This is a genomic window from Plantactinospora sp. WMMB334 (genome assembly GCF_049179095.1).
Lineage (GTDB): Bacteria > Actinomycetota > Actinomycetes > Mycobacteriales > Micromonosporaceae > Plantactinospora.
The window spans coordinates 1001751-1027777 of the sequence record NZ_JBMHME010000002.1; the positions used below are offsets into that span (position 1 = coordinate 1001751).

26 protein-coding genes are annotated in these 26027 nt (G+C 72.4%); 19 read left to right on the plus strand and 7 right to left on the minus strand.

Annotated features, from left to right (window positions below):
* Nucleotides 1-89: 89 nt before the first annotated feature.
* From ACN27G_RS04320 to ACN27G_RS04335, 4 genes are all read right to left on the minus strand, one after another.
* Nucleotides 90-1316: an XRE family transcriptional regulator gene (locus ACN27G_RS04320; protein ID WP_421491479.1), complete on the minus strand. Its 1227-nt coding sequence runs from the start codon at nucleotides 1314-1316 to the stop codon at nucleotides 90-92.
* Nucleotides 1313-1990, minus strand: a complete 678-nt coding sequence (locus ACN27G_RS04325) for a hypothetical protein (protein WP_421491480.1) — start codon at nucleotides 1988-1990, stop codon at nucleotides 1313-1315. The genes ACN27G_RS04320 and ACN27G_RS04325 overlap by 4 nt, the downstream gene beginning before the upstream one ends.
* Before the next feature lie 82 nt (nucleotides 1991-2072).
* Nucleotides 2073-3764, minus strand: a complete 1692-nt coding sequence (locus ACN27G_RS04330) for a SulP family inorganic anion transporter (protein ID WP_421491481.1) — start codon at nucleotides 3762-3764, stop codon at nucleotides 2073-2075.
* Nucleotides 3761-4093 carry an ArsR/SmtB family transcription factor gene (locus tag ACN27G_RS04335; RefSeq protein ID WP_421491482.1) on the minus strand — a complete coding sequence of 111 codons (333 nt, stop codon included), beginning with the start codon at nucleotides 4091-4093 and terminating at the stop codon, nucleotides 3761-3763. Before ACN27G_RS04335 ends, ACN27G_RS04330 begins: the two co-directional genes overlap by 4 nt.
* 169 nt (nucleotides 4094-4262) lie before the next feature.
* Between ACN27G_RS04335 and ACN27G_RS04340 the strand changes: the two genes are divergently transcribed.
* The 6 genes from ACN27G_RS04340 (at nucleotide 4263) to ACN27G_RS04365 (ending at nucleotide 10986) form a co-directional block, all read left to right on the plus strand.
* A complete protein-coding gene (locus ACN27G_RS04340) occupies nucleotides 4263-5864 on the plus strand; it encodes an amino acid permease (RefSeq protein ID WP_421491483.1) in 1602 nt (533 codons plus the stop codon).
* On the plus strand, nucleotides 5861-7246 hold the full coding sequence (locus ACN27G_RS04345; RefSeq protein WP_421491484.1) for a glutamine synthetase family protein: 1386 nt from the start codon (nucleotides 5861-5863) through the stop codon (nucleotides 7244-7246). Before ACN27G_RS04340 ends, ACN27G_RS04345 begins: the two co-directional genes overlap by 4 nt.
* Nucleotides 7247-7426: 180 nt before the next feature.
* Nucleotides 7427-8485, plus strand: a complete 1059-nt coding sequence (locus ACN27G_RS04350) for an FG-GAP repeat domain-containing protein (protein ID WP_421491485.1) — start codon at nucleotides 7427-7429, stop codon at nucleotides 8483-8485.
* A gap of 126 nt (nucleotides 8486-8611) precedes the next feature.
* Nucleotides 8612-9382, plus strand: coding sequence for a 3-oxoacyl-ACP reductase (locus ACN27G_RS04355; protein WP_421491486.1), 771 nt, complete (start codon nucleotides 8612-8614; stop codon nucleotides 9380-9382).
* Nucleotides 9383-9403: 21 nt separating this feature from the next.
* On the plus strand, nucleotides 9404-10261 hold the full coding sequence (map, locus tag ACN27G_RS04360) for a type I methionyl aminopeptidase (RefSeq protein ID WP_421491487.1): 858 nt from the start codon (nucleotides 9404-9406) through the stop codon (nucleotides 10259-10261).
* 14 nt (nucleotides 10262-10275) lie between these two features.
* Entirely contained in the window at nucleotides 10276-10986 is a 711-nt protein-coding gene (locus ACN27G_RS04365; RefSeq protein WP_421491488.1) for a VIT1/CCC1 transporter family protein, read from the plus strand.
* 40 nt (nucleotides 10987-11026) lie between these two features.
* Here ACN27G_RS04365 and ACN27G_RS04370 read toward each other — a convergent pair whose 3' ends face one another.
* From ACN27G_RS04370 to ACN27G_RS04380, 3 genes are all read right to left on the minus strand, one after another.
* Nucleotides 11027-11578 carry a nitroreductase/quinone reductase family protein gene (locus tag ACN27G_RS04370; RefSeq protein ID WP_421497230.1) on the minus strand — a complete coding sequence of 184 codons (552 nt, stop codon included), beginning with the start codon at nucleotides 11576-11578 and terminating at the stop codon, nucleotides 11027-11029.
* A 142-nt stretch (nucleotides 11579-11720) separates the two neighbouring features.
* Nucleotides 11721-12143, minus strand: a complete 423-nt coding sequence (locus ACN27G_RS04375; protein ID WP_421491489.1) for a ferritin-like domain-containing protein — start codon at nucleotides 12141-12143, stop codon at nucleotides 11721-11723.
* A 34-nt stretch (nucleotides 12144-12177) separates the two neighbouring features.
* Nucleotides 12178-12639 (minus strand): hypothetical protein, encoded by a 462-nt coding sequence (locus ACN27G_RS04380; protein WP_421497231.1) that lies wholly within the window; start codon nucleotides 12637-12639, stop codon nucleotides 12178-12180.
* A gap of 260 nt (nucleotides 12640-12899) precedes the next feature.
* Between ACN27G_RS04380 and rimP the strand changes: the two genes are divergently transcribed.
* The 13 genes from rimP to ACN27G_RS04445 all read left to right on the plus strand — a co-directional run bounded on the left by rimP (nucleotide 12900) and on the right by ACN27G_RS04445 (nucleotide 26019).
* A complete protein-coding gene (gene rimP, locus ACN27G_RS04385; protein WP_421491490.1) occupies nucleotides 12900-13634 on the plus strand; it encodes a ribosome maturation factor RimP in 735 nt (244 codons plus the stop codon).
* Entirely contained in the window at nucleotides 13631-14686 is a 1056-nt protein-coding gene (gene nusA / locus ACN27G_RS04390; RefSeq protein ID WP_421491491.1) for a transcription termination factor NusA, read from the plus strand. The genes rimP and nusA overlap by 4 nt, the downstream gene beginning before the upstream one ends.
* Before the next feature lie 48 nt (nucleotides 14687-14734).
* Nucleotides 14735-15046, plus strand: a complete 312-nt coding sequence (locus ACN27G_RS04395) for a YlxR family protein (RefSeq protein ID WP_421497232.1) — start codon at nucleotides 14735-14737, stop codon at nucleotides 15044-15046.
* 93 nt (nucleotides 15047-15139) lie between these two features.
* Nucleotides 15140-18127 (plus strand): translation initiation factor IF-2, encoded by a 2988-nt coding sequence (gene infB, locus ACN27G_RS04400; RefSeq protein ID WP_421491492.1) that lies wholly within the window; start codon nucleotides 15140-15142, stop codon nucleotides 18125-18127.
* A 134-nt stretch (nucleotides 18128-18261) separates the two neighbouring features.
* The gene (locus tag ACN27G_RS04405; protein ID WP_421491493.1) at nucleotides 18262-18555 is read left to right on the plus strand and encodes a DUF503 domain-containing protein; all 294 of its coding nucleotides are present in this window, start codon (nucleotides 18262-18264) and stop codon (nucleotides 18553-18555) included.
* A gap of 197 nt (nucleotides 18556-18752) precedes the next feature.
* Nucleotides 18753-19256, plus strand: coding sequence for a 30S ribosome-binding factor RbfA (gene rbfA, locus ACN27G_RS04410; protein WP_421491494.1), 504 nt, complete (start codon nucleotides 18753-18755; stop codon nucleotides 19254-19256).
* Nucleotides 19253-20350, plus strand: coding sequence for a DHH family phosphoesterase (locus ACN27G_RS04415; protein ID WP_421491495.1), 1098 nt, complete (start codon nucleotides 19253-19255; stop codon nucleotides 20348-20350). Before rbfA ends, ACN27G_RS04415 begins: the two co-directional genes overlap by 4 nt.
* Nucleotides 20351-20402: 52 nt before the next feature.
* Nucleotides 20403-20810, plus strand: coding sequence for a hypothetical protein (locus ACN27G_RS04420; protein WP_421491496.1), 408 nt, complete (start codon nucleotides 20403-20405; stop codon nucleotides 20808-20810).
* Entirely contained in the window at nucleotides 20807-21016 is a 210-nt protein-coding gene (locus ACN27G_RS04425; RefSeq protein WP_421491497.1) for a DUF6186 family protein, read from the plus strand. The genes ACN27G_RS04420 and ACN27G_RS04425 overlap by 4 nt, the downstream gene beginning before the upstream one ends.
* Before the next feature lie 728 nt (nucleotides 21017-21744).
* Entirely contained in the window at nucleotides 21745-22110 is a 366-nt protein-coding gene (locus tag ACN27G_RS04430; RefSeq protein ID WP_421491498.1) for a hypothetical protein, read from the plus strand.
* Nucleotides 22111-22116: 6 nt separating this feature from the next.
* Complete coding sequence (locus ACN27G_RS04435) at nucleotides 22117-23754, plus strand: alpha/beta hydrolase (protein ID WP_421491499.1); 1638 nt, start codon at nucleotides 22117-22119, stop codon at nucleotides 23752-23754.
* Nucleotides 23755-23776: 22 nt separating this feature from the next.
* The gene (locus ACN27G_RS04440; RefSeq protein ID WP_421491500.1) at nucleotides 23777-24256 is read left to right on the plus strand and encodes a hypothetical protein; all 480 of its coding nucleotides are present in this window, start codon (nucleotides 23777-23779) and stop codon (nucleotides 24254-24256) included.
* 407 nt (nucleotides 24257-24663) lie between these two features.
* The gene (locus tag ACN27G_RS04445; RefSeq protein WP_421491116.1) at nucleotides 24664-26019 is read left to right on the plus strand and encodes an IS4 family transposase; all 1356 of its coding nucleotides are present in this window, start codon (nucleotides 24664-24666) and stop codon (nucleotides 26017-26019) included.
* The last annotated feature ends 8 nt before the right edge of the window (nucleotides 26020-26027 follow it).

A 26027-nucleotide genomic window follows, 5' to 3' on the forward strand; every position in this document is an offset into this window, starting at 1 on the left:
CGGCGCGCGGTGTGCAACTCCTGACATGTCACGTCTCAGATCATGCGCCCGGCGACCACCGCCCGGCAACGCAATTACCGGCATCGGCGTTACGGCGCGGATCCGTCCGGTCGCCCGACGCGCTCGGCGACGATCTCCAGTTCCGGGAGGTGCTCGCTGCCCGCCGCCAGTACGGCGGCGGTGAGCTCCGCCGGCAGCCCGGCCCGGACGGCCAGCCGGCCGACCGCCGTGCCCTCGCGGTGGCCCACCACCGTGCCCTCCCGGTGGCCGACCACCGTGCCCTCCCGGTGGCCGGGCGTGCGCTCCTGCCCGGCGAGGAGCTCGACGGCCCTGCCGAGCATCGACGGCTGCTCGCGCGGGCCGAGGTCGCCCGGCTCGGGAAAGCCCCACCGGGCGAGCAGCGCCATCCCGCGCCGGTACGTGTGCTCCCGGTAGACGCCGAGGTCGTGCCCCCGGTAGACCAGTGCCTTCAGGCTGATCCCCCAGCGACGTTTGAGCTCGTGCAGCCGGTCGAAGTCGAGCCGGCCCGGCAGGTCGTCGCGGAGCTTCGCGCTCGGGGCCAGGAATTCGGAGGCGAACGCGCTGGCCTGCCGTTCCAGGAGCTGGCTGCCGGGCTCGGCGTCGTGATGCATCAGCAGGTGGCCCAGCTCATGTGCGGCGTCCATCCGGGATCGCGCCCGGTCCTCCTTGCCCGGGTTGAGGAAGACGAACGGGCGCTGGCCGTACCAGTGCGAAAAGGCGTCGACCCGCTCGGAGACGTCGGGCAGGGCGAGCACGATCACCCCGGCGGATTCCAGCAGTCGCACCATGTGCGGCACCGGGGCGGTCCCGAGGCCGAACGCCTCCCGTGCGGTGACGGCGGCGGCGCGGACCTCCGCGGGGCCGGTCGGCTCGGCCAGCTCCAGCTGCGGCAGGCGCAGCCGGGGGAGCCGGAGCTGCCGCTCGATCACCTCGACCACCCGCCAGGCGAGTTCGCCGAAGGACTCCGCCTGGTCCCGCTCGGCCTGGCTGGTCGTACGCAGGCTGCGGAAGTGCGCCTGCCCGGAGGTGACCGGCACGGGATGCCCGGCGGCGAAGAACTCGACAGGCATCGCCAGCGCCAGGGCCAGCCGGGCCAGTGCCGCCGCCGACGGGCGGGCCTGGCCCAGCTCGTACTGGCTGACCGCCGCTGCCGTGACCCCGACCTGCCGGGCCAGCTCGTTCTTGCGCATCCGCCGCCACCGGCGGGCCAGGGCCAGGGCGTGCGGTGCGAAGGCGGCGGCTACTGCGGCTGCTGTGGCGGCGGCGGGTACGGGTGGCCGGGGCCGTCCCGTCACGCCGACCGCTCGGCGGTGCCGAGGGTGGCCGGCTGGAGCGAGCGCAGGTCCAGCTCGGGAATCGGCGGCTCGTCGGTGCGGGGCAGCGGCACCGAGGGGTCGACGACCGGCAGCGGATGGCCGGTGGTGGCCGGCTGCCCGAACCAGAGCCGCACCTCGAACCAGGGGGAGCCGTTGTCCCGGTTGTCGCGGGGCAGCCCGATGTAGGCGACCGCCTCGCCGGTGGCGATGTCGCCGGTGTGCGCGATCCGGACGTGTCGCTTCGGCGGCACCATGCCGGCGAAGATCTCCGGGAACTGCCCCTCGTCGTCGAAGGCGAGCTGCCGGTCGCGGCTGTTCTCCACGGCGCCGCCGAGCCGGGCCTCGCTGCCCTCCCAGCGGACCGACTCGATCCCGCTCTGCAGCGAGTAGAGCCGGACCACGTAGCCGGCGCAGTGCAGCTCCAGCGAGTTGTCCTCCAGCCGGACCCGGATCCCGTCCAGGCCGTCGAACTCGGCCTTGCCGAGGTTGGTCAGGTTGCGCCACACGGTGGTGCCGAAGCTCATCGCGTCGTCGCCGAGCTCGGGCTCGTGCCGGTCGGCGGCGCGCCGGTAGACCTGCTGGATCAACCGGCCGAGCCGGTCGAGCACGCCCCGCTCCTCGAGTGTCGCCACCGCGTCGCCCAACAGACTCATGCGGAAAAACCTAGCCGATCCACCGGATGATATTGCGGAAATCAAGTGCCGACACGCCACGGCGACGCCTCCCGGCGACACGTCACGGCGACACGTCACCAGCCGGATCAGCCGGATCAGCCGCATCGGCCGCTCCGGCCGCGCCTACGGGTTCCCCCTCCCGGGGATGGTGCCCGTACCGGGGCGGGGCCGCGGGTGTGCGCAGTGCGGCGATCGCGGTCGGGGCGTCGACGTGCACCCGTTCGTGCAGCAGTGCCAGGACGCCGAGCGAGGCCAGGGCCCGGCGGTGCTCGGCCCGGACCCCGGAGGCGTGTACGACGATGTTCCGGTGGTGCAGGTCCTCGACGGCCTCCCGCAGCGCCAGCGCGCCCGAGGCGTCTATCGCGGTGACCCGGGAGAGCCGCAGCAGCACGACGTCGACCCCCTCGATCCGGGCCAGTTCCCGGCGCAGCCGGTGCGCGGCGGCGAAGAAGAGCGGTCCGCTCGGCCGGTAGACGGCGAGGTGCGGCAGGTGCTCGTCGTGCGGTATCTGGTCCACCCGCATCGAGTTGGCGACCTTCCGCAGGGCCAGGCCACCGGCGACGATCAGTCCGAGCAGTACGGCGGCGACCAGGTCCAGCAGCACCGTGGCACCGGCGGTGAGCACCAGCACCAGCGCGTCCGAGCGGCTGGCCCCGGCCATCGCGCGCAGCGTGCCGACATGCACCATCCGGACGGCGGTGGCGAGCAGCACCCCCGCGAGCGCGGCGAGCGGGATGCCGGCCACCAGCGGTGCGGCGGCGAACATGATGACGGCGAGCACGAGCGCGTGGGTCAGCGCGGCGAGCCGGGAAACCGCCCCGGCGCGGACGTTGACCGCCGTACGGGCGATGGCGGCGGTCGCCGGCACGCCGCCGAAGAGCGGGGTGACGAGGTTCGCGATGCCCTGCCCGAACAGCTCGCGGTCGGGGTCGTGCCGCTCGCCGCGCCGCATCCCGTCGGCCACGGTCGCCGAGAGCAGCGACTCCAGCGCGGCCAGGGCCGCGACCGCCACCGCCGAGGTGAGCAGCGGGGCGACGGCGTCGAGCCGAAGGAACGCCAGTGACGGCGCGGGAAGCGTCGCCGGCAGGGCCCCGATGCGGGCCAGGTCGACGTCCCAGAGCTGGGCGGCGGTGGTCGCCGCCACGACGGCGAGCAGGGCGGCGGGGAGCTGTGGCCGCCACCGGAGGAGGATGAGCACCACGGCCGCGACACCGAGCGAGAAGACCACCGACGGCCAGTGGGGAGCGTCGGCGAAGGCCGCCACCGCCCGCCAGGTGGCCGGGAGCACCTGCTCGGCGTGGGACTGCTGGCCGAGCGCCGGTGGCACCTGCTGGAGCAGGATGATGACGGCGATGCCGGCGGTGAAGCCCTCGACCACCGGGGCGGGGACCAGTCGCGCGTACCGGCCGGCCCGGACGAGTGCGAGGCCGAGCAGGATCAGCCCGGCGAGGAACCCGACGGTGAGGACCCCGGCGGGCCCGTACCGGGCGATGATCGGGACGAGGACCACCGTCATCGCCCCGGTCGGGCCGGAGACCTGAAGGTTCGAGCCGCCGAAGACGGCCGCCAGCGCACCGGCCACGATCGCGGTGACCAGCCCGGCCGTGGCGCCGAGCCCGGAGGCGACGCCGAAGCCGAGGGCGAGCGGCAGCGCCACCACCGCGACGGTGAGCCCGGCCAGCAGGTCGGCGCGGGGGTTGCGGCGTACGGCGGCCAGGTCGGCCCGGCCGGGCAGGAGTCCGGTGAATCTCACTCGCTCTCCACGCGCAGCGAGGCGAGCAGCTCGGCCTGGCCCTGGAGCATCTCGGTGAGGATGCGCCGGGCGGCTCTCATCAGGTCGGCCACGTCCGGCCCGGCGAGCGCGTAGACGACGTTGGCACCCTCCCGGTGCGACACGACGATCCCGGCCCGGCGCAGCACGGCGAGCTGCTGGGACAGGTTGGACGCCTCCACATCGGTCTCGACCAGGAGGTCGCGGACCGGCCGCGGGCCCTCGCCGAGCAGTTCGAGGACGCGGATCCGGACCGGATGCCCGAGCATCCGGAAGAACTCGGCCTTGGCCTGGTACAGCGGCACCTGCATATGAGCAATTGAAGACTTCTTCAAATCGTCGATGCGACCCGGAGGTGGCACCAGTGGCCCGGATCACTCCGCCGTGATCGGTTGACGTAGATCTTCCGGGGGCGGACCATCTCGGACAGAGGCGTGACGACGGTCACAAACTCCATCCGGCCGGATGAAGGAGACACCGATGAGCGCACCCACCCAGCCGAGCGGTACGCCGGTCACCGCCGCACCCGACGCCGACGAGCAGCGCCTCGCCGAGCTCGGCTACCAGCAGGAACTGCGCCGCAAGCTCTCCGGCTTCTCCAACTTCGCGGTCTCCTTCTCGATCATCTCCATCCTGGCCGGCGCGATCACCTCGTACGGCATCGCGATGACCGCCGGTGGGCCGCTGGCGATCACCCTCGGCTGGCTCGCCGTGGGCGGCATGGTGACCCTGGTCGCACTCGCGATGGCCGAGATCTGTTCGGTCTATCCCACCGCCGGCGCGCTCTACTGGTGGGCGGCGGCGCTGGCGAAGCGCAACAAGGCGGCCTGGGCCTGGTTCATCGGCTGGTTCAACTTCCTCGGCGAGGTGGCGGTCACCGCCGCCATCGACTTCGGGGCGGCGATCACCACCTCGGCGTTCCTCAGCCTCACCTTCGACATCGAGGTGACCGCGGAGCGTACCTTCGTGGTCTTCCTCGTGATCATCGTCGCGCACGGCCTGTTGAACACCTTCGGAGTCAACCTGGTCCGGGTGCTCTCCGACGTCAGCGCCTGGTGGCACCTGGCCGGCGTGGCGACCATCGTCGGGGTGCTGGCGATCGTGCCCGACCAGCACAAGCCGATCTCCGAGGTCTTCTTCGAGGTACGCAACGCCACCGGCTTCGACTTCACCGGCGCGGCCGTCTACGCCGTCCTGATCGGCCTGCTGATGGCGCAGTACACCTACACCGGCTACGACGCGAGCGCGCACGTGGCCGAGGAGACCCACGACGCGGCCCGCGCGGCGCCCCGGGGCATCGTGATGTCGGTGGTGGTCTCGGTCGTCGCCGGCTTCGTGCTGCTCTTCGCGATCACCTGGTCGATCCGGGACTACGAGGCGCAGCGGCAGACCGAGCTCGGGCTGCCACCGGCCCAGATCTTCATCGACGCCACCGGCGAGGTCACCGGCACCTTCCTGCTCTTCATCTGCGTGGTGGCGCAGTTCTTCTGCGGGATGGCCTCGGTCACCGCCAACTCCCGGATGGCGTACGCGTTCAGCCGCGACGGCGCGCTGCCCGGCTCGGCGTTCTGGCGCCGGGTCAACCCCCGCACCGGTACGCCGACCAACTCCATCTGGCTCTGCGTCGCCTGCTCGACGGTGCTGGTGGTTCCCTCGCTCTGGAACACCACCGCCTACCTGGCGGCCACCTCGATCGCGGTGATCGGCCTCTACATCGCCTACGTCGGCCCGGTCTTCCTGCGCCGCCGCAGCCCCGACTTCCGGCCCGGCCCGTGGCAGCTCGGCCGCTGGAGCCCGCTGGTCGGCTGGCTGGCGATCGGCTGGGTGGCGGTGATCTGCGTCCTCTTCGTGCTTCCGACCACCGCCCCGATCACCGCCTCGACCTTCAACTACACGATCGTGGCGGTCGCGGTGGTGCTCGGCGGGGCCTGGCTCTGGTGGCTGCTGGGCGCGCGACACTGGTTCACCGGCCCGCGCCAGAACCTGGTCCCCACCGTCGCGCAACCCGATCCGACCATCCCCGACCCGGTCCCGGCTGCTGATCCGGGCAGCGGCGGCGGGACGGACGGGGAGGGCGTGTGACGGCGTCGGCGGCCGGCGGGGGCCGGGCACCGGCGCTCAGCCTGGAGGCGCTGCGGGTGGCGGTCGACGGCGGCGAGATCGACACCGTGGTGCTGGCCCTGACCGACATGCAGGGGCGGCTACAGGGCAAGCGGTTCCACGCCCCGTACTTCCTCGCCGAGGTGCTCGGGCACGGCAGCGAGGGCTGCGACTACCTGCTCGCGGTCGACGTCGAGATGAACACCGTCGACGGGTACGCCATGTCGAGCTGGGAGCGTGGCTACGGCGACTTCGCCATGGTCCCCGACCTCGGTACGCTGCGCCGGGTCCCCTGGCAGCCCGGCACCGCGATGCTCCTGGCCGACCTGCGCTGGCTGGACGGCGGCGACGTGGTCGCCTCGCCCCGGCAGATCCTCCGCCGCCAGCTCGACCGGCTCGCCGGGCACGGCCTGACCGCGTACGCCGGCACCGAGCTGGAGTTCGTCCTCTACCGCGACTCCTACGAGGACGCCTGGCGGCGCGGCTACCGCGAGCTGACCCCGGCGAACCTCTACAACGTGGACTACTCGCTGCTCGGCACCGCTCGGGTCGAGCCGCTGCTGCGGCGCATCCGCACCGAGATGGCCGGCGCGGGGCTCGTCCCGGAGAGCGCCAAGGGCGAGTGCAACCTCGGCCAGCACGAGATCGCCTTCCGGTACGCGGACGCGCTGACCTGCGCCGACAACCACGTGATCTACAAGAACGGGGCGAAGGAGATCGCCGCGCAGGAGGGCATGTCGATCACCTTCATGGCGAAGCCGAACGAGCGGGAGGGAAACTCCTGTCACATCCACTTCTCGCTGCGCACCGCGAACGGCCGCTCGGCGATGCTCGGCAACGGTCCGGCCCGGCTCTCCAGCGTCGGGCAGCGGGTGCTGGCCGGGCTGCTGGCGACGATCCCCGACCTCGGCCTGCTGATGGCGCCGAACGTCAACTCGTACAAGCGCTACCAGCCGGGCTCGTTCGCCCCGACGGCGCTGCGCTGGGGCACGGACAACCGCACCTGTGCGCTGCGGCTGGTCGGGCAGGGCCAGGGGATGCGGGTGGAGAACCGGCTGCCCGGCGCCGACGTCAACCCGTACCTGGCGATCGCGGCGCTGGTGGCCGGGGCCGTACACGGGATCGAGGCCGGGCTCGACCTGGAGCCGGAGTTCGCCGGCAACGCGTACGCCGACGGGTCCGCGCCCCGGGCGCCGGCGACGCTGCGGGACGCGCTCGACCGGTGGACGGCGTCGCCGGTGGCCCGGGACGCCTTCGGGGACGAGGTGGTGGCGCACTACGCCAACCAGGCGCGGGTGGAGCTGGCCGCCTTCGACGCGGCGGTGACGGACTGGGAGTTGCGGCGTGGCTTCGAACGCCTCTGAACCCGGTCCCGGCCCGGCGGAGGGCGGGACGACCGAGGTGGGCGCGACTGACGCCTAGTAACTGTCGGAATACGGTTAGCTATCTTCTCTGTGTTGGTGCCGCCGCATAACCTCCCCCCAACGTGCCTTGCGGCGAAAGGGGCTGGTCTGATGCGCGGTCGGAGACTTCTCTGTGCATGGTTGGTCGCGTCGGTGGGTGCCGGGCTGCTGGCCACGACGCCGGCCCAGGCGGGCGGCGCGTTCCGGCCGATCCACGGGGACATGAACGGTGACGGCGTGGCGGACCGGGTACGCTCCGGCGGCAGCGGCGACCGCTGCCAGATCACCGTCGAGCACGGCCGGCCACAGGGTGGATACGGGCCGGCCACTGTGCATCGCTACCTGCTGCCGGGCTTCACCGGCCGGATCGTCGAGTGCCCGGACACCGGGGAGTACGTGGACCTCGGCGGCGACGGGACGCCCGAACTCGTACTCGCCTGGTTCAGCGGGCCGTCCAACCCCGTCACCTACTACACGCTGGTGTTCCGCGACTACCGTCCGGTGGCGACGTACCGGTACGTGCGCCGGCCCGGCGGCATCTACCGGGCCGACTTCAACGGTGACGGCCTGCAGGACATCTACATCGTCACCGACGACGTGGACGGCTTCCAGACGTACCTCAACACGCCGGCCGGGCGGCTGGTGTCCGGACAACCCAGCCACCTGGGCTCCACCCTCGACTACCGCCTCGCGGACTTCGACGGTGACGGTGGGATGGACGTGGTGGTCCACTACAACCAGGGCATCGGCGGGCCCGACGGGGGAGTCGTCGTGGTGTTCGGCGACGGCACGAAGGCGCACCTGACCGAGGAGGCCGACTACACCACGTTCCGGGTCGTCGACGCGAACCACGACGGCCGGCTCGACGTGGAGCTGCGCACCCCGAGTGGCGTGTCGGTCCGGATCAACCGGCGGGACCAGACATTCGTCGAGGCGCCGCTGGCCAACGGCGAGCAGGTGGCGGCGACGCGTACCGGGCCGAACGTGGTCGCGGTCCGGGACAACGACTACGCGAGTTCGAACGCCTCGCTGGCGGTCACCGTCCAGCCCCGCTACGGCCGGGTGACGAAGTCCGCCTCCGGCCGGGAACTGGTCTACGAACGCACCGCAGCACACGACCTGGTCGACATCTTCACCTACCGGCTCAGTCAGAACGGCCGCAGCGACACTGCCAACGTCATCGTCCGGATGCGGGACTGATCCGGAGTACCCGTCGACAGCGCCGGCACCCGGTCTGGCGGCAGTCGTGCGGCACCCGGGCCTCGACCGAGGGCTCCGAGTCGGTGAGGATGCCAGGAGTGCCGGGATCGGGAGGGGAGCGCAGTGGTGAGCAGTGATCGACTGGCCGGCCGGGTGGCCGTGGTGACGGGCGCCGGCAGCGGGATCGGGCTGGCGAGCGCCCGCCGGCTGGCCGCCGAGGGGGCGTACGTGGTCTGTGTCGACGTGGCGGCCGAGGCCGGACGGGCCGCCGCCGACGAGGTGGCGGGCGAGTTCGTCGACTGCGACGTCTCCGACGAGGCGGCCGTACGCGATCTCTTCGACCAGGTCGCGGCCCGGCGCGGCCGGATCGACATCGCCTTCAACAACGCCGGCATCTCCCCGCCGGAGGACGACTCGATCCTGCAGACCGGGCTGGACGCCTGGGAGCGGGTGATCCGGGTCAACACCACGAGCGTCTACCTCTGCTGCAAACATGTGCTCCCGCACATGCTCCGGCAGGGCAGGGGCTCGATCATCAACACCGCCTCATTCGTCGCGCTGATGGGGGCGGCCACCTCGCAGATCGCCTACACGGCGAGCAAGGGCGGGGTGCTGGCGCTGACCCGGGAGCTCGGCGTGCAGTTCGCCCGGCAGGGGATCCGGGTCAACGCGCTCTGCCCGGGGCCGATCGGCACCCCGCTGCTGCGGGAGCTCTTCGCCGCCGATCCGGAGCGGGCGGCCCGGCGACTGGTGCACGTCCCGATGGGGCGCTTCGGGGAGCCGGCGGAGATCGCCGCCGCGGTGGCCTTCCTCGCCAGCGACGACGCGTCGTTCATGACCGCCGCCCAGTTCGTGGTCGACGGGGGGATCACCGGCGCCTACGTCACCCCCCTCTGAAGCGGCGATAGGGTGGAAGTCATGACCGTCCGTGCGCCGTTGACCCCTGGCACGATCTCCCCGTGGCGCGAGGTGCCGCCACACATCGTCCGCCCGGAATACGTCGGCAAGAAGCGGCCGAAGGAGTGGCGCGGCTCGCACGTGCAGTCCGCCGAGACGATCGAGAAGATGCGGGTCGCCGGCCGGATCGCCGCCCAGGCGATCCAGCTCGCCGGCGAGCACTGCAAGCCGGGTGTCACCACCGACGAGATCGACCGGGTGGTGCACGAGTTCCTGGTCGACCACGGCGCCTACCCCTCCACGCTCGGCTACAAGGGCTTTCCCAAGTCCTGCTGCACCAGCCTCAACGAGGTCATCTGCCACGGCATCCCCGACTCCACCGTGCTGACGGACGGCGACATCATCAACGTCGACGTGACCGCGTACATCGGCGGCGTGCACGGTGACACCGACGCCACCTTCTGCGTCGGCGAGGTCTCCGAGCCGGCCCGGCTGCTGGTGGAGCGGACCCACGAGGCGATGATGCGGGGCATCCGGGCGGTCGCCCCAGGCCGGCAGATCAACGTGGTCGGTCGGGTGATCGAGTCGTACGCCAAGCGCTTCGGCTACGGCGTGGTGCGGGACTTCACCGGGCACGGCATCGGCGAGGCATTCCACAGCGGGCTCTACGTGCCGCACTACGACAGCCCGCGCCCGACCGACGTGATGGAACCGGGGATGACCTTCACGATCGAGCCGATGATCACCCTCGGCACGTACGAATACGACGTGTGGGAGGACGGCTGGACGGTGGTCACCAGGGACCGGCGTTGGACCGCGCAGTTCGAGCACACCGTCCTGGTCACCGAGGACGGCCACGAGATCCTCACCCTGCCGTGACGGAGGCTTCGACCGTGACGGACGCCGCCACCCCGGTCAGCGAGCACCAGCACGCCGACGTCTCCGGCGGCTGGCTCCGCCCGGCCGTCTTCGGCGCGATGGACGGTCTGGTCACCAACATCGCCCTGATCGCCGGGGTCGGCGGCGGCGGTGTCGCGCCCCGAAACATCGTGCTGACCGGCTTCGCCGGGCTGGTGGCCGGGGCGATCTCGATGGCTCTCGGCGAGTACACCAGCGTGCAGTCGCAGAACGAGCAGGTCGCCGCCGAGGTTGCCAAGGAGCGCCGCGAGCTGGAACGGAACCCGGCCGGCGAGGCGCGGGAACTCGCCGACGCCTGGGTGGAGCACGGGCTGCCCCGGGAGCTCGCCGAGCGGGTCGCGGAGGCGCTGCGGCACAACCCGGAGCAGGCGCTGCGGGTGCACGTCCAGGAGGAGCTGGGCGTCGACGCCGACGAGCGGCCGAGCCCCTGGACGGCCGCCTTCTCGTCGTTCCTCTGTTTCTCGGTCGGTGCCGTCGTGCCGTTGCTCAGCTATCTGCTGGGCTTCTCCAGCCTGTGGCTGGCGCTCGGCGTGGGCGGTGTCGGCCTCGTCGTCGCCGGTGCGCTGGTCGCCCGCTTCACCCGGCGGAAGTGGTGGGTCAGCGGCGGCCGGCAGCTCCTGCTCGGCGCGGCGGCGACCGCCGCGACCTATCTGGTGGGCCGGCTGGTCGGCGTCAGCGTGGGCTGAGACGGCCGGCCGGCGCGACAAGAGGCCGGTCACCTGGACATCAGAGGCGTTGACCCGCGCCGTTGGCGCCTCCGATGTCCAGGTCGTTGTCGCCGGTGGTGCCCGGCGGCCACTGTCCAACCGGTGGACCGGCCGGTTCCAGGCGGAAGACGCGGATGTCGCGGCCCCCGGCCCGGTGTACGTAGGTCCGGTACGCCGGCCACTCGGCCACCAGCAGAGCCCAGAGCCGGTCCCGCTCGGCGCCCTCGGCCGTTCGGGCCCGGACCGGTGTCCGGATGCCGTCGATGGTGACCGTGGCGGTCGGGTCGGCGAGCAGGTTGAGCGCCCAGGCGGGCTGTTCCGGCCGGCCCCAGTTCGAGCCCGCGACGACCAACGCGTCGCCGTCCGGCACGTAGAGCAGCGGGGTGCTGCGCGGGCGCCCGGACCGGCGGCCGGTGGTGGTGATCAGCAGCGACGGCACCAGACCGAGCGCCACGACCCGGCCCCTGGTCAGCCGGGCGACCAGGCGGTCGGCCGGGACCAGCACCGGCGTGCAGGCGGCGAACCAGCGCGTGTGCCCGAGCCGACGGACGGCCCTGCCCAGCGCGGACAACGATTTCCCCGAAGCGGACATCGACACAGTGTGCCGGCTCCCCACGCGCCGTGCCGCCGCGGGTGCCGTGCCGCCGGGGTGCCTGCCGCGGGAGTGCCTGCCGTGGGAGTGTCGTGCCGCGGGGAGTGCCGTGCCGGAGGTGTCAGGTGGGGCGGCCGGGGAACGGCACCGTCGCCGGGGTTACCCCGGCGGCCTTCCGCCACCGGGTGGCCCGGACCGCCGCGTCGGTGAGCCCGTCGACCGCCCGGGTGCGCGGAGGACCCTCGGTGGCGGGCAGTGCGGCCCGCCACACCGCCGCGGTCCGCTCCTCGATCTCGACCGCCAGCCGGAGCGCGCTCGCCTCGTCGGTCACCGGGAACGGCAGCGCGTACGCCGGTGCGGCCGCCGGCACCGGGCCGCCTCCTTCGGTGAGGAGCAGCACGAGCGCGTCCCGGCGGCTGCGGTGCGCCGCCTCGGCGGAGCGGGCCTGGTCGGCGGCGGCACCACGCAGCCGTACCCCGATCGGCCCGTACGCGTAGATCGCCGCGTGCTCGGCGGCGAGCGCGGCCGCCAGTGCCTCGGACATCAGCCCACCTCCCGCCGTGCCGCTCCCGGTCCGATCACCTCAGCACCTCCAGGTGGGTCGCCCGGGCCGCGGCGATCGACCCGACCAGGGCGGCCCGGCCGGCCGGAGCCTCGGCGGCGGCTCTGCTCGCCGCCTCCCTGCCCTGCTGTTCGGCCTCCCGCAACCCGCCGAGGGTGGCCGTCGCGGTCCCGGCCCCGGGGTCGGTGGCCGGGGCGGAGGCGGTGGGGGTGGCGCTGGGCAGCGCCGTTCCGGTCACCCGGGCGAGCTCGGCGGCGTGCGCGCGGTGCGCCTCGGCGACCGGGCGGAGCCGGTCGGCCAGCTCCGGGTGGGCCGCGACGGCCGCGTCGTAGCGGGCGGCGAGGTCGAGGGCGCCGGTGATCAGCGGTGCCAGCGGGTCCGGTGGAGGCGGCGGATCCGGCTCACCGTCGAAGAGCCCGCAGCCGGTGACCGGGGCGGTGGCGCCGACGAACCCGAGCAGGGCGGCCGCGCGCACCACCTCGCGCCGGGACCGCCCCGCCCGGAGGACCCGTCCCGGGTGTCGGCCCGTCCCGCTCGCCTGGTTCGTGTTCCCGATCCGCACCCGGCAAGTCAACACCATCGGCGCCGCCGTCGGGGTCGGCACCCGGGCGTCGGTGCGCCGACCGGGCTCCGGGGCGGCCCGCGCGTTACGCTCTGCGCAGCCGCCGGACGCACGAGTCCGGTGGCACGCTGGTATGGCTGCCGGGCGGGGCCGGTGATCGTGGGAGGAGGGCGGAGATGACGCAGCGTGGCCGGAACGCCGGTCGGCCGAAGGTGGGCCACCGGGCTCCCGGGCGTCCACGCGAGGACTCGTCCACGCGTCGGCTCCGGCTCCGTGCCGTGATCGAACCGGTGGTGACCGCCGCCGGCTACGACCTGGAGGACCTGTCGGTGTCCCGGGCCGGCCGGAGGTACGTGGTCCGGGTCGTGGTGGACGGTGACGGCGGGGTGAGCCTGGACGCGGTCGCGGACGTCTCCCGGCTGCTCTCCAAGGCCCTCGACGAGGCCGAGGAGACCGGTGGGGACCTGGTCGCCGGGGAATACCAGCTCGAGGTGAGCTCACCGGGCGTGGACCGGCCGCTGACCCAGCCCCGGCACTGGCGGCGCAACGTCGGCCGCCTGGTGAAGGTGACCGTGCGTGGCCCCGGCCGGCGCCCGGAGGCCGGCGACACCGAGGGCGGCCGTGCGGGCGGGCGCCCGGATGCCGGTGCTGCGGGCGGGGCGGCGGTGCCGGCACCCGGCGACCGGCAGTTGACCGCCCGGGTGGTCGCCGCCGACGACGACCAGGTGGTGCTGGAGACCGACGCTGGACCGGTCGGCTGGGCGTACCCCGACCTCGGGCCGGGGCGGGTGCAGGTGGAGTTCGGCCGGCCGGACGAGATCGCCGATGACGATCCGACCGGTGCCGGCGATGATGACGATGATGACGTCGGCAACGGCGACGACGAAGATGTGGAGGGCGAGGAGCGATGAACATCGACCTCGCGGCGTTGCGCGCCCTGGAGCGGGAGCGGGAGATCCCGTTCGACACGATTCTCGCGGCGATCGAGACCGCGTTGCTGACGGCGTACCGGCACACCGAGGGGGCCCAGGCGCACGCACGGGTCGAGATCGACCGCAAGACCGGCGCGGCCCTGGTCTACGCCCAGGAGCAGGACGCCGAGGGCGCGGTGATCCGGGAGTTCGACGACACTCCGCACGACTTCGGCCGGATCGCCGCGATGACCGCCAAGCAGGTCATCCTGCAACGCCTGCGGGAGGCCACCGACGAGGTGCACTTCGGCGAGTACGCCGGCCGGGACGGTGACCTGGTCACCGGGGTGGTGCAGGCGCACGAGGCGCGCAGCGAGAAGGGCATCGTCTCGGTCGACCTCGGCAAGGTGGAGGCGGTGCTGCCCCAGGCCGAGCAGGTCCCCGGCGAGATCTACGAGCACGGTCAGCGGATCCGGTGCGTGGTCGTACACGTGGTGAAGAGCTTCCGGGGGCCGCAGATCACCCTCTCCCGGTCGCACCCCAACCTGGTGAAGAAGCTCTTCGCCCTGGAGGTGCCGGAGATCGCGGACGGCACCGTGGAGATCGCCGCGATCGCCCGGGAGGCCGGCCACCGCACCAAGATCGCGGTGCGGTCGATGGTCTCGGGGGTGAACGCCAAGGGTGCCTGCATCGGCCCGATGGGTCAGCGGGTCCGGGCGGTGATGAGCGAGCTGCACGGTGAGAAGATCGACATCATCGACTGGTCGGAGGAGCCGGCCCAGTTCGTCGGCAATGCCCTCTCGCCGGCCAAGGCGCTCCGGGTCGAGGTCGTCGACGCGGCGACCCGTACGGCCCGGGTGACCGTGCCCGACTTCCAGCTTTCCCTTGCCATCGGGCGGGAGGGGCAGAATGCCCGACTTGCTGCCCGGCTGACCGGTTGGCGGATCGACATCCGCCCTGACACCGAGCAGATGCCGAGCCAGGCGCCGGCCGGCCGGCAGAGCGGTCCTGATCACGCGGCCGAGGCGGACGGCGCGATCTCGGCCGGGTAGGGGTAGACTTTCTCAGTGGTACGACGCGCGGAGCCGGAGCGCACCTGTGTGGGCTGTCGGCAACGGGCGCCGGCCGGCCAGCTGCTGCGGATCGTCGCGGTCGGCGATGAGACTGGTCACAGCCTCCGACCCGATCCGGCTCGTAGCCTGCCGGGGCGGGGAGCTCACCTTCATCCCGACCCGGCATGCTTCACGCTCGCAGTGCGGCGTCGCGCCTTCGGGCGGGCGCTGCGGATCGCTGGCGTACCTGACGCGAGTGAGTTGGCCGAGCATCTCCAAGGCGTCGACCACCACGACCGGCCACCCGGCCGGGCGGGATCGACGCAACGGACCGTAAGCAAGGTAGGACGACCGACATGAGCACACGATGAAGTCCCAGAAATGACCAGGCTTCAAGTGCACGAGTGAGGTCGCTGCGGGTGCTGCCCGCACGACCTCGGAGTGAGGAGTGCAGTGGCAGGCAAGGCCCGCGTACACGAGCTGGCTAAGGAGCTCGGGGTCGAAAGCAAGACCGTTCTCGCCAAGCTCAAGGAGATGGGCGAGTTCGTCAAGTCAGCGTCGAGCACCGTCGAGGCCCCCGTGGCCCGGCGGCTGCGCGGCGCCTTCGTCGCGTCTGCGGAGCCGTCGGCACCTCCGGCCGCTCCGACGCCGCCGCCGACACCCAAGGCGGCCCCGACGCCGGGCACCGGAGAGCCCAGGATCTCCGCGAAGCCGGGACCACCCCGGCGGCCGACGCCTCCGGCCAAGCCCAAGGGCCCGGTGCCGGGCCCGCCGCAGCCGGCGACCCCGGTCGCCAAGCCGGCGAGCGCCCACGACATCGAGCTGGCCGCGGCGGAGGCGCGCGCGGCCGCCCTCAAGGCCGAGCAGGAGGCGACCGTCAAGGCCGCCCAGGCGGCTCGGCAGCAACGCAACGACACCGGCCGGCGGGAGCCGCCGGGCGACGGCGGCACCACCACCACGAACCGGCCCAAGCCGGGTCCCGGTGCCGCCCCGCCGCGTCCGGGCGCCCCGTCGGGCGCGCGGCCGACACCGCCCGGTGCGCCGACGCCCGGCCCCGGCCGGCCCGGTGGCCGTCCCTCGGGACGCAGCGGCGGTAACAACCCGTTCGGCATCACGCCGAGCGGTCAGCGTCCGGCGGCGTCGGGCGGGCCCCGGCCCAACCCGGCGAACATGCCGCCCCGGCCGAGCCCGGCCTCGATGCCGCCCCGGCCGAGCCCCGCGTCCATGCCGACGCAGCGCCCCGGCCGTCCAGGTGGCGGCCCCGGCCGCCCAGGTGGCGGTGCCGGTGCCGGTCGCCCCGGTGGCGGAGGCGGTGGCTTCCGCGGCGGTCCCGGCGGTGGTGGCGGCGGAGGCGGTGGCTTCCGCGGCGGTGGTGGCGGTGGAGGCGGTGGCTTCCGCGGCGGTCCCGGCGGTGGTGGCGGCGGAGGCGGTGGCTTCCGTGGCGGTCCCGGCGGCGGGGCACCGGCCGGTGGCGCCGGCCGTCCCGGTGGCGGCGGCCGTGGCCGCGGCGGCGGTGCCGCGGGTGCCTTCGGGCGTCCCGGTGGCAAGCCGACCCGCGGTCGCAAGTCCAAGAAGCAGCGCAGACAGGAGTTCGACAACCTGTCGGCGCCGACCATGAGCTCGGGCGCGCCGCGCGGTCAGGGCCAGGTCATCCGGCTGCCTCGCGGTGCGTCGCTGTCGGACTTCGCGGACAAGATCAACGCCAATCCGGGTTCGCTGGTCCAGGAGATGTTCAACCTGGGCGAGATGGTCACCGCGACCCAGTCCGTCTCGGACGACACCCTCCAGCTGCTCGGCGAGCACCTCGGCTTCGAGGTCTCGATCGTCAGCCCGGAGGACGAGGATCGCGAGCTGCTCGCGCAGTTCAACATCGACCTGGACGCCGAGGTCGCCTCGGACCGGCTGGTCAGCCGCCCGCCGGTGGTGACCGTGATGGGTCACGTCGACCACGGTAAGACCAAGCTGCTCGACGCGATCCGCAAGGCGAACGTGGTCGAGGGCGAGGCCGGTGGCATCACCCAGCACATCGGTGCCTACCAGGTGCACGTGCCGCACGAGGGTGAGGATCGGGCGCTGACCGTCATCGACACCCCGGGTCACGAGGCGTTCACCGCCATGCGTGCCCGAGGTGCCCAGGTCACCGACATCGTGGTGCTGGTGGTCGCCGCCGACGACGGCGTCATGCCGCAGACGATCGAGGCGCTCAACCACGCCAAGGCGGCGGACGTGCCGATCGTGGTGGCGGTCAACAAGATCGACAAGCCGGAGGCCAACCCGGACAAGGTCCGGCAGCAGTTGACGGAATACGGCCTGGTCGCCGAGGAGTACGGCGGCGACACCATGTTCGTCAACGTGGCGGCCAAGCCCGGCATCGGCATCGAGGACCTGCTCGAGGCGATCCTGCTCACCGCCGACGCGTCGCTGGAGCTGACCGCTCCGACCGACGGGCCGGCCCAGGGTGTGGCCATCGAGGCACACCTGGACAAGGGTCGCGGTGCGGTCGCCACGGTGCTGGTGCAGAAGGGCACCCTGCGGGCCGGCGACTCGATCGTCGCCGGTGGGGCGCACGGCCGGGTCCGGGCCATGCTTGACGAGAACGGCAAGCCGGTCACCGAGGCCGGCCCCGCGCGTCCGGTCATGGTGCTGGGTCTGACCGCGGTGCCGGGAGCGGGTGACACCTTCCTGGCCGCCGAGGACGACCGTACGGTGCGGCAGATCGCCGAGCAGCGGCAGGCGCGGCGGCGGGCGGCGAGCTTCGCCAACTCGCAGCGTCGGCCGAGCCTCGAAACGATCATGGAGCAGCTCAAGGAGGGCGAGAAGACCTCGCTCAACCTGGTGCTCAAGGGCGACGGCTCCGGCTCGGTGGAAGCGCTGGAGGACGCGCTCTTCAAGCTCGACATTCCGGCGGAGGTCCAGTTGCGGATCATCCACCGGGGCGTCGGTGCCATCACGGAGAGCGACGTCATGCTGGCCAGCGCCTCGTCCGAGGCGGTCACGATCATCGGCTTCAACGTCCGGGCCTCCAACAAGGTCCGGGAGATTGCCGACCGCGAGGGCGTGGAGATCCGGTACTACACGGTCATCTACCAGGCCATCGAGGAGATCGACGCCGCGCTCAAGGGCCTGCTCAAGCCGGAGTACGAGGAGGTCGAGCTGGGCACCGCGGAGATCCGCGACGTCTTCCGCTCGTCCAAGATCGGCAACATCGCCGGTTGTATCGTCCGGTCCGGTGTCATCCGCCGCAACGCCAAGGCGCGGCTGCTGCGTGACGGGACGGTCGTGGCCGACAACGTCACGATCAGCTCGCTCAAGCGGTTCAAGGACGACGCCACCGAGGTCCGCGAGGGCTTCGAGTGCGGTCTGACGTTGAGCAACTTCAACAACGTCCAGGTCGGGGACATCATCGAGACGTTCGAGATGCGCGAGAAGCCGCGCGCCTGAGCGAGATCGATCGCCGGTGGCCGGAGCCCGTCGGGCTCCGGCCACCGGCCTGTCCGACCCAAGGAGGCGGAAGAGGGGCCGGGTGCCGGGAAAGGCGGTGAGCGGCGGTGGGGAGATGGCGTACCCTTCCGGCCGTGTACACCGGAACCGCCCTGTTCGACCTGCTGCTGCCCGGAGACTCGCGCTCCCTGAAGGCCAAGCGGTCGTACGTCCGACCCATCGTCGCCGCGCTGCGCCGGTTCGAGGTCTCGGCCGCCGAGGTGGGCGTGCTCGACCTGCACGGGCGGGCCCAGATCGGAGTCGCCCTGGTCGCCTCCGAGCCGCAGCACGTCGGTACGGTGCTGGACGCCTGCGAGCGTCTGATCTCCGGCCGGCCGGAGATCGAGTTGCTCTCCGTGCGGCGCCGGTTGCACGGCGACGACGACTGAACCCCGGCGGACGACGAGGAGCGAGCCTTGACCGACGAGCCGGACCGGACCCGGCTCACCTGCCGGGTCGGCCGATGGCGACGGCGGCGGCGAGGCTCCAGGATGCGCGGGTAGTGTTTCCCAGGTCGGCCGGTCCGGCCGCGGCGCCCAGCGTCGCCGGTCCGGCCCGGAAGCAGGACGGGCGTGGAGGTGCGGAGATGACGGACCAGGCCAAGGTACGTCGGCACGCGGAGCGGGTGCGGGAACTGGTGGCGTCGGTGGTGCGTACCCAGATCAAGGACCCCCGGCTCGGCATGATCACCATTACCGACGCCCGGATCACCCCCGACCTGCGCGACGCCACCGTCTTCTACACCGTGCTCGGCGACGCCTCCGACCAGGCGGCCACCGCCGCCGCGCTGGAGAGCGCCAAGGGGCTGCTGCGGAGCACGGTCGGCAAGGCGCTCGGGCTGCGCCACTCGCCGAGCCTGACCTTCGTCCTCGACAACGTGCAGGACCAGGTGAAACAGATCGACGATCTGCTGGCGGCGGCCCGTACCGCCGACGCCGAGGTGCAGCGGCTGGCCGCCCGGGCGGAGTATGCGGGCGAGGCGCAGCCGTACCGGGTCGATTCCGAGGAGGACGAGGTCGACGCCGAGGAAAAGGCCGACGCCGGGCACGAGGGCCGGCCGCCGGCCGGTGACGGCGGAGGACGTCCGTGAGCGGCGCCCTGCTCACCGACGTGTCCCCGCCGGCCGCCGAGCAGCCGACCGAGGCGGAGTGGGCGGCGGCGGTCTCGGCGATCACCCGACTTCCCGCCGACGGCCGGGTGCTGCTGATCTGTCACGTCAACCCCGACGGCGACGCGCTGGGCAGCATGCTCGGCTTCGGACTGGGGCTGCGGCAGCTCGGCGTACGGCATCTCCAGGCCACCTTCCCCGGGCGTCCGGAGGTGCCGGAGCCGCTCCAGGCGATGCCCGGCCTCGACCTGCTGGTCCCGGCGACGGCCGCGGATCCCGAGCCCGACCTGGTGATCTGCTTCGACGTCGCCGCCGTCTCGCGGCTCGGCGACCTGGCCGACCGGCTCGATCGGGCCGGCGCCGCCCTGGTGCTGGACCACCACGCCTCCAACACCCGGTTCGGCGGCATCCACCTGGTCGACCCGGAGGCCGCCGCCACCTCGGTGGTGGTGGAGAAGCTGCTGGTCCGGCTCGGCGTGCCGCTGGACGCGGGAATCGCCGAGTGCCTCTACATCGCCCTGGCCACCGACACCGGCTCGTTCCGGTTCGACATGACCACTCCGGCGGTGCACGAGATGGCCGCCCGGCTGCTCGCCACCGGCATCAGCCCCGGGCAGATCTCCCGGCGGATCTTCGACACCCGGCCGTTCGGTGCGGTACGGCTCTACGGTGACGTGCTCGGGCGTACCCAGCTCGAGCCGTCGGCGGCCGGCGGGGTGGGGCTGGTCTGGACGTACGCGACGCTGGCGGACCTGGCCCGGCACGGGCAGCGGCCGTACACGCTGGAACCGTTGATCGACTCGGTGCGTTGCACCGCCGAGGCGGACGTGAGCTGCGTGCTCAAGCAGGTCACCGAGGCGGAGTGGGCGGTCTCCATGCGCAGCAAGGGCGCCACGGACGTGAGTGCGGTGGCGGTGGCCCTGGGCGGCGGTGGGCACCGCCTCGCGGCCGGGTTCACCGGACGCGGTACGGCGTCGGAGATCGTCGACGCGATCCGGGCCGAGCTGGCCCGGGCCGGCCGGCCGGGCCCGGCCGGTGAGGGGACGCCCCTCGCCGACCTGCAAGCTCGGGAGTAACCCGGCCGGCGGCGTGCTTTCCGCTCGGCGGTCGCGCGAGGACAATTGGCTGATGGAACAGCAGCCGGAGCTCTCTGCGGATGTGCCCCGGGCCTGGGACCGACCGGTCGTCACGGTTCCGACCCTCACCCTCCTGTCCGTGATCGGAGGGCAGTTTCCCTCCTTCTCCACCCAGGCGAACATCTACGCCATCGGCACCGGCGGGGCGCTGGTGTGGCTGGGGGTAACCAGCCGGGTGCCCCGACGGCCCGTACCGCACCGGTTGCGGTCCGGCGCCGCCTGGTGGCTGCTGCCGGTGCTGGTCTTCGGGGTCTTCGAGGCCGGCACGTTCATGCTCGGTTCCCGGGACGACTTCCCGACCTTCTCCAAGCTTGCCGACCCGCTGCTGGACGACCGGCTGGTGCGATCGGTCGCCTACTTCGCGTGGCTCTCCGCGTTCTGGGGGCTGGTGCGGCGATGAGACACGTCGCGATCGCCGGGTTCAGCCTGGCGCTGCTGCTCTTCGGCGCACTGGAGTGGGCCGCCCGGCGGGAGGGCTCCCGGATTCCGACCTTCGGCGACGTCTGCGCCTACGTGATGCGCTACGAGGTCGGCCCGGTACCGGTCGGCCGGATCGCCCTCTTCGGGTTCTGGTGGTGGATGGGCTGGCACTTCTTCGCCCGCTGACCAGGTTGTCCGGCCGGGCCGGCGGGGCGCGCTGTCCCGGATCGCGGGAATGCCGCACAGGATGTGGACCTGAACGATAACTTGGGTAACGGAACTGAACGATACCTAGGGTTGCGTTCCCACCCGTCCCACCCGGACCGGGTGTGGCAACCCCGCGCAGATCGCCCGGCTGCCAGGGTCGACCGACCCGGGGCTCACGCCGTCCCGGCCGCCCGGTCCGGAGATCCCGGACCCGCCGTCGTCGCGGCCGATCAGCACGACCCCGTCGTGGTGCACCGCGTCGTGCGGTGCCGCCCGCCCTGGAAGGAGCCACTCCGATGGCCGCCAAGCCGACCAAACCGAAGCCGGACAACACCGACGAGGCCCGTGAGCAGGCCCGTCGCGCACTCCAGATGTCGATGGACACCCGCCAGTGATCGAGTGGGGAGTGGCGTGAGGGGCTGGATCCGGCCGTCGGCCCGATCCCTTCGCACCCTCGCCGATCCTCCCTGGGGCCGGCCGACGAGCCGGACCGCTCCGCCCGCACCGGTCTGCCGGACGGCACCGATCCGTCCCGGACAGCCGGTGCGGTCGCGTGTCGGGTGGGAGTCGTGTCTCGGGTAGCTGGCGTGTGTCGGGTGGGGACAGTCGACAGGTGCTGGTCCGTAGGTCGACGTTGGTATATTGCTCTCCCAGCGGGGTGGCCCGGTCGACGGGGTGGTAGCCCCGAGGTGTGGCGGGGAGGCGTGATGACGCAACCGGTGCGGGTCAACGTGCCCGGGTTGCGACGGCTGGGCGCGGAGATCGTCGACCACGGTGCCGAGCTGAAGCGCACCGTCGCGGCGGTCGACGATCGACTCGTACCACCGGGCGGACCCGGGGTCGACGGTTGGGCCGCTCTCGACGCGACGACCAGGGCCGCGCGCGGTTGGAGCTCCTGTCTCACCGGGCTCGGCGCCCGGATCGAGGCGGCCGGGAGCCTGCTGAGCGGCTCGGCCGACAACTACGAGGAGTCGGAGAAGCGCTCCGTCCAGCGGATCGGTCGCGTCCGCCCCATGCCGGCGCCCGAAGCGACCGGCTCGGCCGGTCCGCCCGCCCGGTCCGGCACGGGATAGCCACACATGGCCGGGATCTCCTTCGAGATGGTGTTGCGGGCCGACCCGGAACCGTGGCGGAAGGCGGCAGCCGACTGGGACAGGCTCGGCGCCGCGCTCGACGAGCGGACGGACGCGCTGTCCCGGTCGACGAGGCGGCTCTCCGGCGTCTGGCAGTCCGGTCCGGCGTCGTCGTCGGCGGGTGCGCACTGCGAGGCACTGCGCAAGGACCTCGACGCCGCGTTCCCGCCGCTGCTGCTGATCGCCCAGGCCCTCGCCCAGCACGGCAACACGGTCGCGGAGCTGCGCGTCCGGGCCCGGGAACTGGTCGAGCAGGGCCGGGCCGCACATGTCACCGTCCACCCGGACGGGTCGATGACGGTCGACCCGGCACACGCGACCGAGGCGACGGCCCGGTCCGTCTCCGCCCTGGTCGCGGTCCGCGACGCGCTGCTGCGGGAGGCCGCCGAACTCGACGCGCGGACCGCGAGGACGATCGCCGAGAACACCGCGACGGCATCCGGTACGCCCTCGGCCACGGTGGAGAGGGCGAGCGTGCCGGCCAGGGGCGCCGACCCGACCGACGTCAAGCGGTGGTGGGACTCGCTCTCCCCGGCGCAGCGCCGCTACGCCATCTCGGAATATCCGGAGCTGATCGGGTCGCTCGACGGGGTGCCGGTGGCCAACCGGGACATCGCCAACCGGATCGTGCTGGATCGGGAGATGGACGGGCGTACCGAGCGCCGGGCCGAGTTGCAGGCCCGGGAGGCACACATCCGGGCCATGCTCGAGCAGGGGCGCGCCGCCGAACTCTATCCGCGCGATCACCATCCGGCCACGCACGCCGCCCAGCGCGAGCTTGCCGTGATCGCGGACGAGCGGAACCGCATCGACGCCACGCTGCGCGGGCTCAACCCGATCGATGCCCGGCTGGAGGATCCTGACAAGCCGCGGGCGTACCTGATCGGGCTCTCCACCGCCGACGACGGCCGGGCGATCGTCTCGGTCGGCAACCCGGACGCCGCGGACAACGTGCTGACGTACGTCCCCGGGGTCGGGGCCGAGCTGGCGGGGGTGGAGGCCGGTATCGAGCGGGCCGACCGGATGGCCCTGGACGCCAGGCGGATCGATCCGGGGCAGGAGACCGCGTCGCTGTACTGGCTCGGCTACGACGCCCCGGACGACGCCGTCGTCGACGCGCCCTCCGACAGCTACGCCGAGGCGGGTGCCCGGGAGCTCAACCAGTTCCAGAACGGGCTGCGGGTCACCCACGACGGCGAGCCGTCCCGGAACGTCGTCCTCGGGCACAGCTACGGCTCGCTGGTGATCGGGCACGCCGCCACCGGCGCCGGAATCGACGCCGACGCGGTGGTCTTCGTCGGCGCACCCGGGGTGGACGTCGACTCGGCGGTGGAGCTGCGGGGTGTCACCGCGAACGAGGTGTGGGCCACCCGGGCGCAGCACGACGAGATCGCCGCATGGTCACCGGATGTCGTGCACGGCATCGACCCGACCGAGCCGCGGTTCGGTGGGCGGGTGTTCGGCAGCGATCCGGGCAACGCCGACGACTGGGTGGCGACCCACTCGGCGTACTGGGACCCGGGAAACCTTGCCCGGGAGAACATCGCGTACATCGTGACCGGACACCCGGAGATGGTCCGATGAGGGGCCGCACGACCGAGGTGAGGTGCCCGCCGGCCCCGGCGGCTTCGGCATGTGGAGGAGAGACGAGGACGTGCAGCCCACCGTCACCGCCGTAGCGGCGGCCCAGCGGGTCGGGGAGATCCTGCGGGAGGCCCACGCGCAGCTTCCGCCCGGCGCCGAACTGAAGCCGTTCGGGCCGGGCGGCACGCTGCCGTGCGACGACCCGACCGACGGTGGCCCGGCCGGCCGGGTCTTCGTGGAGCAGCAGTACGAGCTGGTCCACCCGGCAAACTGGCCTACCGAGCAGGCGTTGGCGACACTCGCGGACCACTGGCGGCGGCGGGGCTACCGGATCGTCAACGACCTGCGGGACCGCGGCGATCCCCGGCTGAGCGTGGAGGACCCGGCCGACGGTTACCGGATCGGCGTCGCCGTCCACCATCGAGCCTCGGGCTCGGTGGACATCTATCTGATCGGCAGCTCGCCGTGCGTCTGGCGGCATGGCACACCCGACCCGTCGTAAAAGAAAGCTTCAGGTTCAGTTGTTAACTTGCAAGCTATCGACATAGACGATCGTCGGCGTATACCGTACGGCCACCGATCCCCGACCCGGGGCATCTCGTCGCCCTCGGCCGGGCGGAGACCCGGCCCGCTGCTGAGCCGACCTGCACGCCGCTGGCGTGCGCGGATGCCGTCGAGCGCGGCGTGGACGTCCGGCCAGAGCTGACACAGAGCGTCGGCGGCGTAGCTGGTTACCCTCGCGGATCGTGTCCTTCATCTCGTCGGCATTCACGGCCCAGCTAGCCCCAACGTCGTTCAGTTAGGCGTGGGTGGGGCTGGTCAAGGGGTGTGTTGATCAGGGAATGAGAGGCGGGGTTCCGGTATCAAGGTTTGTCACTCCAAGACAACCCGAACCAGGAACCCCGCTCGGTGGATCAGATTGCCATAACACGGACGGTCACGGTAGCTGCCGGACCGTTCGCGGCGGGTCATCTCGGTGAGTTGACCCGCCTCGTGCCGTTCGAGATGGTCGATGATGTGCTGGCCACGACCCGGCGTACGCAGCGACGGGTCCGCCTGTTGCCGGCCCGGGTCGTGGTGTATCTGCTGCTGGCCGGTTGTCTGTTCGCCGATTGCGGCTACCGGCAGGTGTGGGCGAAACTCGTCGCCGGCCTGCGCGGGCTACCGGTACCGGACCCCAGCGGCAGCGCGTTACGCCAAGCCCGGCAACGACTCGGCCCGGCCCCGTTGCGGGCCTTGTTCGACCTGCTACGAGGGCCTGCGGCCACCGGCGCCGTCGCCACCGTGTGGTGGCGGGGCCTGCTGCCGGTCGTCATCGACGGCACCATGATCACTGTCGCGGACTCGCCGGCCAACCTGCACCGCTACGTCAAACACCGGTGCAACAACGGCGGCTCCGGCTACCCGACACTGCGGCTGAGCGCCCTGCTGACCTGCGGCACTCGTACGGTCATCGACGCCGTGTTCGACCCGAGCACCACCGGCGAGACAGCCCAAGCCGAGCGACTCGCCCGCAGCCTACGCGCCGGGATGCTGCTACTGGCCGACCGCAACTACTGCGCCGCCGACCTGATCACCGCCTTCACCGCGACCGGAGCGAACCTGCTGATCCGCTGCAAGACCGGCCGCAGACTCCCGCTGATCCACCGCTACCGCGACGGATCCTGGCTATCAGTCATCGGCGGCCGACACGTCCGCGTGATCGAGGCCCGAATCAGCATCACCACCACCACCGGCAGCCACATCGGTGACTACCGGCTCATCACCACCCTGCTCGACCCGTCCCGCTACCCCGCCGCCGACCTCGTCACCCTCTACCACCAGCGATGGGAGATCGAGACCGCCTACCTGGAACTCAAATCCACCATCCTCGGCGGCCGGGTCCTACGCGCCCGCACCCCCGACGGCGTCGACCAGGAGATCCACGCCCTGCTGATCGTCTACCAACTGCTACGCACCGCCATGGTCGACGCCACCGACAGCCAGCCCGGCCTCGACCCGGACCGGGCCAGTTTCACCACCGCCCTCAACGCCGCCCGCGACCAAGTCGTCCACGCCGCCGGCGTCATCGCCGACACCGTCATCGACCTGGTCGGCGCCATCGGCGAACGTGTCCTGGCCAACCTGCTGCCCGAACGCCGCATCCGCACCAAGAGCCGCATGATCAAACGCTCGAACTCCAAGTACCAAGCCCGCGGACCGAACATCGATCGCCGCACCTACAAGGCCACCACCAGCATCGATGTCATCACCAACGACCCTTGACCAACCAA

Bases quoted from the DNA above. Each gene is read 5' to 3' on its own strand.
- ACN27G_RS04335 (WP_421491482.1), bottom strand. From the start codon at position 4,093: ATGCAGGTGCCGCTGTACCAGGCCAAGGCCGAGTTCTTCCGGATGCTC.
- rimP (WP_421491490.1), top strand. From the start codon at position 12,900: ATGACGCAGCGTGGCCGGAACGCCGGTCGGCCGAAGGTGGGCCACCGG.
- ACN27G_RS04375 (WP_421491489.1), bottom strand. From the start codon at position 12,143: ATGTCCGAGGCACTGGCGGCCGCGCTCGCCGCCGAGCACGCGGCGATC.
- ACN27G_RS04435 (WP_421491499.1), top strand. From the start codon at position 22,117: ATGGCCGGGATCTCCTTCGAGATGGTGTTGCGGGCCGACCCGGAACCG.
- ACN27G_RS04325 (WP_421491480.1), bottom strand. From the start codon at position 1,990: ATGAGTCTGTTGGGCGACGCGGTGGCGACACTCGAGGAGCGGGGCGTG.
- map (WP_421491487.1), top strand. From the start codon at position 9,404: ATGACCGTCCGTGCGCCGTTGACCCCTGGCACGATCTCCCCGTGGCGC.
- ACN27G_RS04430 (WP_421491498.1), top strand. From the start codon at position 21,745: ATGACGCAACCGGTGCGGGTCAACGTGCCCGGGTTGCGACGGCTGGGC.
- nusA (WP_421491491.1), top strand. From the start codon at position 13,631: ATGAACATCGACCTCGCGGCGTTGCGCGCCCTGGAGCGGGAGCGGGAG.
- ACN27G_RS04420 (WP_421491496.1), top strand. From the start codon at position 20,403: ATGGAACAGCAGCCGGAGCTCTCTGCGGATGTGCCCCGGGCCTGGGAC.
- ACN27G_RS04425 (WP_421491497.1), top strand. From the start codon at position 20,807: ATGAGACACGTCGCGATCGCCGGGTTCAGCCTGGCGCTGCTGCTCTTC.
- rbfA (WP_421491494.1), top strand. From the start codon at position 18,753: ATGACGGACCAGGCCAAGGTACGTCGGCACGCGGAGCGGGTGCGGGAA.
- ACN27G_RS04340 (WP_421491483.1), top strand. From the start codon at position 4,263: ATGAGCGCACCCACCCAGCCGAGCGGTACGCCGGTCACCGCCGCACCC.